Annotated in this window: 9 protein-coding genes; 3 read left to right on the forward strand and 6 right to left on the reverse strand. The window is 40.4% G+C overall.

The window, feature by feature from the left end; genetic code table 11:
- Nucleotides 1–393 precede the first annotated feature (393 nt).
- A complete protein-coding gene (locus tag H3L98_RS00235; protein WP_027022252.1) occupies nucleotides 394–960 on the forward strand; it encodes a Uma2 family endonuclease in 567 nt (188 codons plus the stop codon).
- Nucleotides 961–1,070: 110 nt separating this feature from the next.
- Here H3L98_RS00235 and H3L98_RS00240 read toward each other — a convergent pair whose 3' ends face one another.
- A complete protein-coding gene (locus H3L98_RS00240) occupies nucleotides 1,071–2,531 on the reverse strand; it encodes a hypothetical protein (protein ID WP_156932311.1) in 1,461 nt (486 codons plus the stop codon).
- A gap of 77 nt (nucleotides 2,532–2,608) precedes the next feature.
- On the opposite strand from H3L98_RS00240, the gene H3L98_RS00245 reads away from it, so the two are divergent.
- Nucleotides 2,609–7,948 (forward strand): two-partner secretion domain-containing protein, encoded by a 5,340-nt coding sequence (locus H3L98_RS00245; RefSeq protein ID WP_084481895.1) that lies wholly within the window; start codon nucleotides 2,609–2,611, stop codon nucleotides 7,946–7,948.
- On the forward strand, nucleotides 7,938–9,566 hold the full coding sequence (locus H3L98_RS00250) for a ShlB/FhaC/HecB family hemolysin secretion/activation protein (RefSeq protein WP_084481890.1): 1,629 nt from the start codon (nucleotides 7,938–7,940) through the stop codon (nucleotides 9,564–9,566). The genes H3L98_RS00245 and H3L98_RS00250 overlap by 11 nt, the downstream gene beginning before the upstream one ends.
- A 110-nt stretch (nucleotides 9,567–9,676) precedes the next feature.
- Here H3L98_RS00250 and H3L98_RS00255 read toward each other — a convergent pair whose 3' ends face one another.
- From H3L98_RS00255 to H3L98_RS00275, 5 genes are all read right to left on the reverse strand, one after another.
- Nucleotides 9,677–10,252 carry a TerD family protein gene (locus tag H3L98_RS00255; protein ID WP_027022256.1) on the reverse strand — a complete coding sequence of 192 codons (576 nt, stop codon included), beginning with the start codon at nucleotides 10,250–10,252 and terminating at the stop codon, nucleotides 9,677–9,679.
- 47 nt (nucleotides 10,253–10,299) lie between these two features.
- Complete coding sequence (locus H3L98_RS00260) at nucleotides 10,300–12,204, reverse strand: helicase HerA-like domain-containing protein (protein ID WP_246327791.1); 1,905 nt, start codon at nucleotides 12,202–12,204, stop codon at nucleotides 10,300–10,302.
- Between the two features lie 93 nt (nucleotides 12,205–12,297).
- Nucleotides 12,298–12,876, reverse strand: a complete 579-nt coding sequence (locus tag H3L98_RS00265; RefSeq protein ID WP_027022257.1) for a TerD family protein — start codon at nucleotides 12,874–12,876, stop codon at nucleotides 12,298–12,300.
- A gap of 39 nt (nucleotides 12,877–12,915) precedes the next feature.
- Entirely contained in the window at nucleotides 12,916–13,491 is a 576-nt protein-coding gene (locus tag H3L98_RS00270) for a TerD family protein (protein ID WP_027022258.1), read from the reverse strand.
- 29 nt (nucleotides 13,492–13,520) lie between these two features.
- Nucleotides 13,521–14,099, reverse strand: coding sequence for a TerD family protein (locus H3L98_RS00275; RefSeq protein WP_027022259.1), 579 nt, complete (start codon nucleotides 14,097–14,099; stop codon nucleotides 13,521–13,523).
- Nucleotides 14,100–14,121 lie beyond the last annotated feature (22 nt).

Genomic DNA, 14,121 nt, shown 5'->3' on the forward strand with positions numbered 1-14,121 from the left:
TGAGAACAAGTGGACTACTTGCCTACGCGCGTGGTGGTAGACAAGCCTATGAGAATGGGTGGTGGATTGGGGGAGAATACTCAGTTTGGGGTAGGGCATTCATATTTGTCTCTCCGATGTGTTTGGCGAACTTTTGAATTATAATGAATTTGCGTCAAATCCAATTGATTTTTTGGTGGCAACAGTTATTTGAGTGCAGCCATCGCCCATTTGATTAAAAATCGCTATTCTGCAGAAGAATTTCCTACAAGATTGATAGAGTGAGAAAAAATAAGCCATAAGTGAACCAAAATCAGGCAGCAAAATGATTCCCATAATGTATCTTATGTTAAATAAATCCAAAAAAATAATTGTTTTAATATATTTATATCCCAACTGAATAAGGAAACAAAAATGTCGTTTCAACTACCAGCCACTCCCAAATCGATAACAGAAGCCGAGTATCTGGACTACTGCGACCAACATCCTGAATACAGATTTGAATTGATTAATGGCGAAATTATAGAAAGAACAGGCGCATCACTCAATCACAATCTGATTACCGTTAACTTGGCTTACCTGCTAAAACAGCATTTATCAGATAATGGCTGCTTTGTTTTTATGAGCCAATGGTTGATAAAAGTAGAGCATAATTTCTATTATCCCGATGTGATAATAGAGTGCCATTCCGAACACAGCCAACCCAAATTAATAGTAGAAGTGTTATCAGAACTCACCCGAAGCATAGATTTATCCACTAAACTAAACGATTATCAAAAGATTCCCACCCTTCAAGAATATATGCTTGTAGAGCAAAATGCACGTTTTATTATATTGTACCGCCGAAGCCAAAATTGGCAGGCAGAAGTCTATCAGGGGAATGAAGTATTTTTAACCAGCCTAAATACCAGTATTTTACTGGACGATATTTATCAAAAAGTTGTATTTAAAAATAGAAAACTCATTATCAACACCCCATAAAATATAGTTATTAAAAATAAAAACGAGACAAGGTGGCAACGCCCGTGGTGTATATATCGTATATAAGAGCGTTAGCAACACCGTATCGTTACGATTTTAATCAACTATAATTAAGGAAAAACATATTGATTTAAATAAGTGCATAATTCAGGCTTTTCTGTTTTAAGTTGTGCTAATTTTTCTTGCAATTGATTGTATTTAGGTGTGTTACTGCCATTAATTTGGCGCAAAAATCGCATATAAACCATATATAATAAAGCACGCGACTGAATCGCCCCTTCCCTTTCCACCTTATCTTCTAAAGAAGAATAAAATTGAATATGCTCGGGATTATAATCATAATTATTGCTACGCCGATCGCAAAATTCTTTATATTCTGTACTTTGTTTTAATTCTGACGAACGGCACCAATAGAACTCGGCAAATGCCAAATAGCCCCAAGTACTGTGTTCTTCATGGCGATTATAATTTTCCATATCCATTATCAATTGATAACAAGCCAAAATACCTTTTATGGGGACGGAAAACTGATCGGTAACATGATGCAGATAATCGGCCAAATTTAATATAAAATTATGCAAACGATACAAATTATTATTTTGCAAAGCATAAAACACGGCTGATTGAAAATGTGCCAATACACGGTGATGTAACACATGATTTTTACGCGAACCATTACCGCCATATAGCTGCCATTTTAATAATAAAGCCTGTAAATTATGCCACTCCATCAATACAGTGGTATCTGCTTCGTTACTGGGCTGGGGATTGGGCAAATAATCTGCTACCCCCTGCAGTTGAGATATTTCCCAAACAGGTGTTGATTCATAAACCAACCACGCTGTTTGCAATTGCAATAACTGCCCTATCCGACTGCCGGAATCCACATTCCGCCACATGGCAGCCAATAAATCTCTGGCTTCATCCAAACGGTTACAACAGCGCAACAGCCATATCCGCCGCATCCCCAGCAGCATTTTTAAACTGGGATGTAAAGGGAAGTCGTCCAATTGACGTAATTGATTATCGGCTTCGATTAAATTGCCTGCTTTAAACTGCATATCCGCCTCTGCCCAAATCTGAAGCAAACCGCATAAACGCTTTAAATAATCCGCCAAAGTCCAATCATCATTATTGATAAACAAAACGGCGTGTTGGGTTTCTGCATGATTACTCTTTTGATCCCAAAACAAGTGGCAAGGTTGCTTTACTGCCAAGCGCCATGGTCCGGTATACGTGCGTTTGCTTATGCCTTCAATCTGCAATGGCGTGCCTGTTTGTGCAAAACATTTATCCCAAAAATGCAAAATCCGTCCGAGCTGGCTGCGATAAAGTGTTAAATTGGGTTCATTGATACGCAATACCTGTATCAAATCTTGCCAAGTTAAAACTTGCCCGTGCTGATGTGCATTGAATAACAAGCCTAAAAATACTTCGGCACGCTTCACGCCAATTTTCACTTTATGTCCGTTGTAGCAGAAATAATTTGATTTAATTTCAATTGGATTTCTTTTTATCATATTTGTTACGAATGTTACGGAATTAAAGTTTGAATTCCAGATAAAATACATTAAAATGCTACATCCCATAACAAAAAATTGATGGGATAGCTTTTTAAATTATGCTTATTAAATAATAAGGAATTGTGATGAACCGCATCTACCGCGTGGTGTATAACGCCCATACCCAAACCCACCAAGCCGTTTCGGAACACGGTAAAGGACGGCACAAAACCCAATCTTGCTCAACACAGAACGGTACAACGGTTTCTGCACCTGCGCGGATTCGTGTACCGTTTTTGCCAACTGCCATTATTGGCGCACTATTGGCATTTACCGGTATTTCCACAGTTCAAGCAGCTCCTCAAGGTGGCGAAGTGGTACGCGGCGCCGCTACCATTTCCCAGCAGGGAAAATTAACCGATATTCATCAAACCACCCCAAAAGCAGCAATTAATTGGCAGAAATTTGGTATTAAACATGATGAAACCGTACAATTCAGCCAGCCCGACACCCGTTCAATTATGCTTAACCGTGTAATTGGCAACGAGCGCAGTGTAATCGACGGCGCATTGCGTGCCAATGGCAAGGTGTTTGTCTTAAATCCGCATGGCACTTTAATAGGTAATGGCGCAAAAATCAATGTAGGTGGATTGCTTGCCAGCAGTGCAGATATGGATAATGATGAATTTATGGCAGGTAATTTCCGTCTTTATAATGCTTATGATAATAGGGGTGCAATAAAAAACCATGGCAATATTACTGTTCCAGAAGGGGGAACAGTTGCTTTAATTGCCCCTATTGTAAAAAATCATGGCAATATTACCACCCCTAAAGGTAATACCTTATTCGCTTCTGGGGATAATGTAACGGTAACTTTCTCAGATGATAATTTTAGTTATCAGGTCGATTATGGCTTAATTCAAGGATTAGTAGAAAATGGTGGTGCAATCTTTGCAGATGGTGGACGTGTTGTCTTAACCGCTCAAGGAGCAGATGCTATTAAAAAATCTTTAATTAAACACACTGGCATAATCCGAGCCAATACTGTACAAAATAAAAACGGTGTAATTGAACTGCTAAGTGATGATGCTGCATTGTACACAGACACAGAAATTTCAGGCAGCTTAAAAGCTGAAGCAACTGGCACAGGTAATGGTGGTAATATTAATATTAAAACCAATACCATGAATATGAATAAAGCCACTACTATTTCTACTTTAGCAACCAATGGAAAAGACGGTACATTAACAATCAACATCCATAATCTTAAAGTAGATAAAGAAAATGCCCCTTTAGACGGACAACAAGTTTCTAATTTCTTAAAAAAGAATAATGTTATCTTGCAAAGCAACCATTATTCAGATAAAGATCTAACAATTAATGATCCAATTATTTGGAATAAAAATAAGCTGACTTTAAAAGGCAAAAACAACAACTATATTAATAACAAACTCACAGGTTTAAATAATGCCACATTAGGTTTACATAAACAAGATTCATCATTTTCTTATCCATACACATCTTACTCACTAGGGAAAAATGGAAAAATTTCTTTACCTTCTGGTCAAACATTGGAATTTAAAAATGGAGACCATATCGAAGAAACAATAGTAAATGTGTTTTCAAATGATAAAAAACGTACCAAGCAAGATTTTGAACAACTGTTTAACAAAGATACTACTAGTGTAGCCAATTACAACAATATAGTTGTATTAGGTAGTGATTTTGATATGAGTGATACTGCAAATTGGGGAAATAATTTTGCAGGATTTGAAACCAATCAAGAGATTTCTACAGAAATTCATGGTTTAGGCAATACAATTAAAAATTTTACGGTTAATACAACGGAAGATAATGTTGGTTTTTTACGCAATGCAGGCTATCTTTCAATTCGTGATTTAAATTTAGAAAAGATCAATATAAAAGGTAAAAATAATATTGGCGGGTTCATTGGCAATGCAACTACTGGCATCCATAATGTAGAAATATATAATAGCAAAGTCAATGGAACTATTCAAGGCAATAACTCAGTAGGAGGATTTATTGGTAATACCTATACCAACGGTATAGGAGGTGGTGTTACTTTTTATGCTGGAGATATTCGTGTTACAAACTCAACTTCCCAAACTATAATAACAGGCAATGATTCTGTAGGTGGCTTAATTGGCTCTGTATCCAGTCTAGGGGGAAGTCTAGAAGTAAATAAAACACACAGCAATAATAATATTAGAGCAAATAATAATGTTGGTGGAGTAATTGGGTATGCAGACGTTTCAGTTTCAGGAGCAACACCTTCAAATAATATGATTATCCAGTCCTATGTATCAGGAAAAATTAATGCAAATGATAATGTTGGTGGCTTCGTAGGCAACCTTAAACAACACAGTGGTGGATTTAATTATGCCAGTTTTTACTTAAATAATACTTATAGCAATGTTAATTTAGATGGTAATCAAAATGTAGGAGGATTAGTTGGCAAAAGCCATCACTCCAATTCTGCCCCTGAAATCATTAATACCTATGTTTCTGGAAAAATTAATGGCAATCAAAATACCCATGCATTTTTTGGCAAGCATCACTTTACAACATTTGAAAACGGAGAAGAAAAACCAAATAATAACAAACCTTATATTTTTGCGAGTTTTTATGATACTCAAACTACAGGAATTAAATCCGATGGTTCATCTGCAGCTAAAACCACTGCGCAAATGAAGCAACAAGCCACCTATCAATACCAACATAATCCTCAACATATTGAAAAATGGGATTTTCAAGAAATTTGGCGTATTGATGAAGGCAAAGACTATCCTCGCCTTCGCGCCTTGACCGAAGGCAAAATTACCATTGCTGCCGATAAATCTTTATCTGTTCAAGCACCCAATGTCAGCAAAACTTATGATGGTGTTCCCATTAAAAATGTAGAAGATTTAAAAGCCCTTAAAGGTTGGGGGAAAGGAATTTCTGTAACGGGTTTGCTTGATAATGACACAGCTGCTTCAGGTTTGAAGAATCTGACTATTGATCCCACGCGCGGTGGCTGGGTGGGCGCAGTAGATGTCAAAAAAGACGGTTACGATTTATACCCTATTGCCGATGTAAGTGATAATTTTAAACAAAAATATGAAATTGATTGGCAAAAAGGCTCACTCATAATCCATCCTAAAAAGCTGTCAATCACATCAGTGTCACTGCGTGGCGAACGTCCGTATGATGGCACAACTGCTGCCCGTGCCAAAGAAGTAAAAGAATTAAAAGGTATTGTAGAAAAAGATAAAAATACTGTAAAGCTAACAGGTATCGGTACTTTGGCAGGTGCTGATGTTGTTGCTAATGGCACACAAAAACTAGTCTCTTTAAACTATCATGACAACAAAACCAAAACAAACCATGTATTAACATTAACTGGAGAAGGTAGCAAAAACTATGAATTAACTACCAATGGCAGTGAATGGAAAATTACCAAGAGACCCATATCTATTTTAGGTACACGGGTATACGATGGTACAAAACAAGCCCGTGCTGAAGATGTAAAAGAATTGCATAATATTGTAGAAAAAGATAAAAATACTGTAAAGCTGACAGGGATTGGTACGCTGGCAGGTGCTGATGTTGTTGCTAATGGCACAGGTACGCAAAAGCTACAATCTTTGAATACATTAAAGCTGACAGGCAATAGCAGCAAAAATTATGAAATTACGGTAAAAGATAGCATATGGAAAATTACAAAAAGACCACTAATTATTACAGCAATGAATAATTTTAAACCTTTGTATGAAAAAAATCCGAGCAAAGACAAAATTGGTATTTTGGCAAGTGGTTTAGTAAATGGGGAAATCATCTCACAAGTGGATATTCAATTTGGAAAAAATGATAAGGAAGCACAAATAGCTGAATTACATGAAGTTTACCCTGTTTCCCCAACAAATGTTTATTTCCAAAAGGGCAAGGGGAAAAAGGAAAATTATGAAATTAAATTAAATAATGGAAAAATTCTGGTTATTCCAAAAACCACATATCCTAATTCTTGGAATTTTCCTAACGATATGGAAAAGGAAAAGGAAAATATTGTACGTAAATATACTAAATTGATTAATGATTCGTATGATGAGATTTTATTGGCAGATGCTGTATATGGTAAGGGAAATGAAAGTGTCGTTTCTATTGGTGCACCTGAAAGATTTTATGATGTTTATCGTGTAAAAGATCCAAATGCTATTAATGGTTTTAGATACTATAAATGTGTCGGGAAAAATTGTGCCAAAGATAAAGATGAGGAAAATAAGTATTTGGAGGTCGTGCGAAAGGATTCTGAATTAGCACAAAAACTTGGTGTGAATACAGTGATTGATATTGCTGATAAGGGCTTTTTTAAACAACCAACTGGTGCTGGATTGTCTGCAGCATTATATAAGAAATCTGGTTCAAATAATCAATACTATATTGTTTTTAGAGGTACTGATGATGGTGGTCTATTCAGTTTAAATCCTTTTAAAGCAGATGGTAATACAAATGTTTTACAGTTCTTAAGTGAGAACCAATATGATGAAGGATTGAAATTTGCACAAGCATTGGTACGTAGATTAAGAACAGAAGAAGATAATGTAAAAATTACAGCTGTGGGGCATTCTTTAGGTGGAGGCTTGGCTTCTTATTCCGCAGCAGTAATTGGTGATATCGATGTAAAAGTTTTTAATGCTGCACAAATTGGTATATTACGTAATGAAGATACTTTAAGTAAAAATAAATTAAATCCCAAAAACTCAAGACTACATATTGCCTTTAACTCTGATCCTGTATCTTCTTTTGATACACAGGTTTTTAATGATAAATATGATAATGAATATATATACTTCCTTCATGAAGGCATACTTGACGACCATGGTCGGGATCATATGCATACCCACCGTCATGCATTGAATATTGTTCAGGAAAATTATGATAAACTTAAAAAAGATAAACCTGTTGTTGTAAATAAACATATTTGGGTATATAACAACCCAAAGAAAAATGAGCAGCTTAACAAAACGGAGGAGTTTTTGGCAAACGAACGTAAACGTCAAAAAATAACATCAGAAATTGAAAGCACAAGAGAAAAACAAAATTTGGTAAGTTTAAACAATCAACTTAAACAAGTAGATAAATTATCTAGTAAACAAAGAAAGGTAATATTGACACCTGGATCGTTAAGTAGCCCACTAACAGGAAAAATTATCCTTAACATTCATATATATAGAAACAATAAACTTACTGAATGTTCTAAAAAACGTCAATCTCAATGCACTTTAGAAAACGGGGATATTGTAAAATATCAAGGCTCATCGGATTTTAAATCAGTTAAAGGAACGATCAAATTTTCAGATGGCAGTCGGATTGAATTAGAAGCGGACTCTGTAGTAAAAATCAATTTTGATCATGTTGCACAATCCAGCTCAATGGCTGCTTCTGTTCAGGTTCTTAAAGGAGTGGTAAAAAAATATGATTATTAAAGTTAAAGACTTGAAAAGTATTTCAATATTTATTGCATGCTTTTTAATATGCCCTATACTTGTTTCTGCTAATGCACTACCTAATACAAGTAAGACTACACATGAAGCTAAAGAGATTGCTATTTCTTCTAGTAAAGCCCTCTCGGATACGTCAAATTTTGAAGTACAAAATATCCAAATAGAAGGCGCATCGCTACTGTCTGAAAATGAAATCCGCAATTTGGTTAAGCCTTATATTGGCAAGTCCACAACATTAAGCGATTTAAATCATTTGGCAGAGCAAATTAGTGCATATTATCATGCAGCAGGCTATCCTTTGGCAGTAGCGGTTATTCCGCCCCAACGTATCGAAAACGGCGTGGTTACTGTACAAGTGATTGAAGGCAGTATTGGTGCGGTTAATTTGGAAAATGCTTCGCGGGTATCGGATAGTACGGTAAGGAAATATTTAGCGGATACAATCCGTAGCGGCAGCAGTTTTCAGCAGGATAAAAGTGACCGTGGTTTGATGTTGTTGCGCGGGCTGGCAGGCATTCAGCAGGTAGATTATCGGCTTGCGCCATCATCAGAAACGGGTAAAGCCGATGTTACGGTTGCACTTTTGCCTGCGCCTTTGTTAAATGGCTCGGTATCGGTAGATAATTATGGCAGCAAATCCACGGGACGTATCCGCACCCATGCCGATGTTTATTTAAACAGTCCGTTTAAACGTGGCGAACGTTTTTCGCTACGGCTGATGTCCAGCTTTAAGGGGGTGGATTCGGCAAAATTGGCAGCAGATGTGCCAGTGGGAAGCCGTGGTACAAAATGGACAACAGAAGTAGGACGTACCCGCTATGATTTGGGTGGGGCATTTAAGGACTTACAGGCATCGGGACATGCCGATACAATCAGTTTGGGTGTACGCCATCCTTTGGTATTAGGGCAAAAACGTAATTTATGGTTAAGTATGGGTGGGGAACGGCGGAAATTGCGTGATGAAATTGGCGTAAGCGATACGGTAACACGCAAAAATCTTTTTGCATTTAATGCGGGTTTAAACGGTAATGTATATGGCGATTCTGCTGCCGGCAGTTATACTTATTGGTCGGTAAACGCAGCTACGGGCAAGCTGAATATTGTGGATGAAGATGCACGTTTATTAGATGCTGCTGCCGCTAAAACACAAGGACGTTATCATAAATTTAACGCCAATGTGGGACATAACCGTTTTATTACGCAAAACTTAAGTGTTTCAGGCAATCTGAGTGGGCAATGGGCCAGTAAAAATTTGGACTCGGGCGAGCAGATGAGTGCTGGTGGGGCAGATGGTGTATCAGGCTATCGCAGTAATGATGTCTCTGCCGATACAGGGATTATGGCACAAACGGAATTGCGTTATGCTTTTAATCCTTATTTTGCCATTAGTGGTTTTTTTGATGTGGCACGAATGCGCCAACAGCAAAAGCCTTATGCAACAGGTAAAAACACTTTATCACTATATGGGGGCGGTATGGGTGCGGAAGTTCGTGCAAAAGGCTTCTATTTGCAAAGTAAAGTGGCTTTGCGTGGCAGTGATGACGGTGCATCTGACAAAAAACGGGCTTTGTGGTGGTTAAAAGCAGGCTATACGTTTTAAGCATAGTTCATAGTTGCCAGCGCCCTTATGTACCAAACATACCCAACGGGCGCTGGTGCTTAATTATGAAAAATAGGGCTGTTTTTAATTTTAAAACAGCCATTTATGTATTACAAGGCAATACCGAAGTTTTGGGCTACCGCAACCAACCCGCCTTTAAACCCCTGCCCTACGGCTTTAAATTTCCATTCGCCGTTATGACGGTAAATTTCGCCAAAAATCATGGCAGTTTCTACCGATGCGTCTTCCGACAAATCAAAACGGGCAATTTCCACGCCGTTATCGGCATTGACACAGCGGATATAGGCACCCGATACCTGTCCGAAATTCTGACGGCGGGCATCGGCTTCGTGAATGGTGGCAGCAACGGTAATTTTATCCACATCATTAGGTACTTGTGCCAAATCTACCCAAATGGTTTCATCATCGCCGCTGCCTTCGCCGGTGCGGTTGTCGCCTTTATGTTCTACTGCGCCGTTATCGGAACGGTTTTGGTTGTAAAAAATAAAATCCGCTTCAGAACGCACTTTGCCTGCGGCATTCAATAAAAAAGCACTGCCGTCCAAATCAAAGGCTTCGCCTTCGGTTACGCGCACATCCCAGCCCAAACCGATAAACATTTTGCTTAAACCCGGTGCTTCTTTGCTTAAGCTGATGTTGCTGCCTTTTTGCAAACTGATTGCCATAATATTACTCCATTAGAAAAAACAAGAAAAATCATCACACCACAAGGCTATGATACCAGTAATCCATATTGTTTGCACAAGCTGTCCAACCCGCCCGCATAGCCTTGTGCCACAGCACGAAACTTCCAATCATTTTGATAACGGTAGATTTCGCCAAAAATCATGGCGGTTTCCTGATGAACATCATCAGGCAAATCAAAACGCATCAGTTCGTTGATGCCCTGTTCGTCATAAATGGAAATAAATGCGTGATTGACTGCACCAAATCCCACATGGTTTGTTGTGCCTGCCGTATCCGCCGTAACAGCAAATAACAGGGCGTGTACGGATTCCGGCACTGCCGACAGGTTAATATCGCTCTGCCGCCGCCCATCGGGATGCAAAATCACCGAGCCGCATGGTGAGGCGGTTTGATTATAAAAAATCATATGGTTGTCGGAAATCACTTTTTTCTGCTTATCCAACATAAACACACTGATGTCTAACACGGTATTGGCAGGGGATTGCCAACCCAAACGCACCAATAAACGGGCAGAACCGTTCAAAGGTATCAGGGCATTTTGACCTTTGGTCAGATGTTGGCATTCAACGGATTTCAGTGAAACGGTGGGGGTAACGGTAATATGGGTAATAAAATCCGTATTGCCAATTGTTACATCATGATTGTCTTCATCAATTTGCTGTTGTGCCAATAGCTCTATTTCATCGTATGCGGAAAAAACTTTTTCGCTGTCGCGATAACGGATATACAGGGGGTCGGCCTGCACATATTCTTGCAGCTCGGTGCCGTTTAAGGGCAGTAAACGGGAACGCGGGGGCATCATCCAAGTACGCTGCACCATACTGGGAATACCGTCTTTGTCTAAAAACGAAACCAAGGCTTCGCCCACCGCCAATTCGGAAATGGCTTGTACGGCATTTAAATGAGGGTTGGGACGGAAGGTTTCGGCAGCGGTACGCACGGCTTTTTGCTCGCGCGGTGTATAGGCGCGTAAGGCGTGTTGGACACGGTTATTGAGTTGCCCCAATACGCTTTCGGGGATATCGGCAGGACTTTGGGTAATAAAATAAATGCCTACGCCTTTAGAGCGTATCAGGCGCACCATCTGCTCGATTTTACGCATCAATGCCGGATGACCGTCATCAAACATTAAATGCGCCTCATCAAAAAACATCACAAATTCAGGCAGTCCGCCATCGCCTTTTTCCGGCATCATGCGGAACAGCTCTTCTAAAAACCACAACATAAACGCACTGTACAAACGTGGTGAATAAATCAGTTTGTCGGCGTTTAAAATATTGATTATGCCTTGTTGTTTACGTTGTTGCAGCCAGTCGTGCAGGTCTAATTTGGGCAAACCGAAAAATTTTTCTGCCTGTTCGCTTTCAAGCTGCAGCAGTTGGCGTTGAATGGCACCGATGGTGCTGGTGGAAACATTACCATAAATGGTTTGATATTGATGACGGTTTTGCGAAACAAAATTCAGCATACTGCGTAAATCGGCAATGTCAATCAAACGCCAGTTTTTGTCCTGCGCCACGCGGAATACCAGATTTAATACGCCTTCTTGTGCATCGTTCAGATTCATCAGCCTTGCCAGCAAAAGCACGCCCATCTGCTCCATACTGACGCGCACGGGAATGCCAGTTTGACCGTACACATCCCAAAAACGCACGGGAAAGCCGCTGAAATATTCTGCGTTTAAGCCCAATTCGTCTAGACGGCTACCGATTTTTCCTTCTGCTGCACCTGCTTTCACCAAACCGGATAAATCGCCTTTCACATCAGCCAAAAAAACAGGAATGCCCTGACTGCTGAACACCTCAACCATTTTCCGCAATGTAACGGTTTTACCCGTACCGGTTGCCCCCGCAATCAGACCATGACGGTTTGCCATATTGCCAATAATTTGAAAAGTATCAAATTTTTCATTATAAGCCAGAGTATGCATGCCAATCATAAGCGCCATCCGAAAACAAAAAACTTTCAGGGAAGTTCGGGCAGCAACAAACCGATGCTGCCCGAACAGTGCCAAAACCCGCTTTTACAGATGCGGTAAAATGCGCGGGACAATTTTGTCGGGAGTGGAGCCGTGGCTGTTTTCACCGATGGCGTGCAATTTCCATTCGCCGTTATGACGGTATAATTTCGCCATAATTTGTGCGGTGTGATTGCCTTGTGCCGACAAATCGTAACGTGCCATTTCCTGACCGGTATCGCCGTTAATCAAACGGCAATAGGCATTTTCCACTTGGCTGAAATCCTGCCCCGTGTAATTGCTGACGGTAAAAACCAAGGATTTGATGTTTGCCGGCACACGGTTTAACGCCACGGCAATTTGTTCGTCATCGCCGTCGCCATCGCCGGTGCGGTTGTCGCCGCTGTGCTGCACCGTGCCGCATTCGCTGCGCAAATGGTTGAAAAAAACCACATCGCACAATTCGTTTTTGTCGTCAAACATCAGGCAGGAAGCGTCCAAATCAACCTCTTTACGCCCGCCCAAACCAAACAGACCTTTTTTCTTCACGGCGTCCCAACCCAAGCCCATCACCACTGAACGCAGGGTGTTATCGCTTTCTTTTGCCAAAGAAATTTTTTGACCTTTTTGCAAACTGATTGCCATGTTTTTCTCCTATAAGATTGCAATCCAAAACCGATGTGTTTACACATCCACACCAAAATGCTGTGCCAGTGCGGCTAATCCGCCTTGAAAACCCTGTCCCACCGCTTTAAATTTCCATTCGCCGTTATGACGGTAAATTTCGCCAAAAATCATGGCGGTTTCTACCGATGCGTCTTCCGACAAATCAAAACGGGCAATTTCCACATCATTATCGGCATTGACACAGCGGATAAACGCGCTGGATACCTGTCCGAAATTCTGCCCGCGCTGTTGGGCTTCGTGAATGGTTACGGTAATCGCGATTTTGTCCACATCGGCAGGAATTTTACCCAATTCCACCACAATGGATTCATCATCGCCGTCGCCGTCGCCGGTGCGGTTGTCGCCGCTGTGCACCACCGCACCATTGTCGGAAGCAGGTTGGTTATAAAAAATAAAATCCGCATCCGAGCGTACTTTTCCCGCGCCGTTCAACAAGAATGCGCTGCCGTCCAAATCAAAGGCTTCGCCGTCTGTGGCGCGTACGTCCCAGCCCAAGCCGATAATCATTTTATTCAAACCGGGGGCTTCTTTGTTTAAATTGACGTTGCCGCCTTTTTGCAAACTGACTGCCATAGTGCTCTCCTAACTACAAAAAATTCAGATTATTCCACATTCACGCCATACTGCTCGCACAGGGCAAACAAACCGCCTGCATAACCCTGTCCGATGGCGCGGAATTTCCATTCGCCGTTACGGCGGTACACCTCACCAAACACCATTGCCGTTTCGGTGCTGTAATCTTCCGATAAATCAAAGCGCAATACTTCCATATCGGTTTCATGGTTTACCAAACGCACAAAAGCATTGCTTACCTGACCAAAATTTTGTCTGCGTAATTCGGCATCATGAATGGTAACGGTAATAAACAAAGATTGAATATTGGCGGGAATTTTCGCCAAATCCACAATTACGGATTCATCGTCGCCATCGCCGTCGCCGGTCAGGTTGTCGCCCGTATGCTGTACCGAACCGCATGGCGAAATTAACTGATTATAAAAAATAAAACAAGAATCGGAAGGCACTTTGCCATTATCGGTGGTCATAAACACGCTGGCATCCAAATCAAACGGCTGTCCGTCGCTGCTGCGTGCGTCCCAGCCCAAGCCAATCAGAATACGCGTTAAGGTGGGGTCGGTTTTATTCAGGGAAACGTTTTGACCCTTACTTAAGGTTACTGCCATAATGGTTTCTTTACTGACTGTT

Source organism: Conchiformibius steedae, from assembly GCF_014054725.1.
GTDB classification, from domain to species: domain Bacteria; phylum Pseudomonadota; class Gammaproteobacteria; order Burkholderiales; family Neisseriaceae; genus Conchiformibius; species Conchiformibius steedae.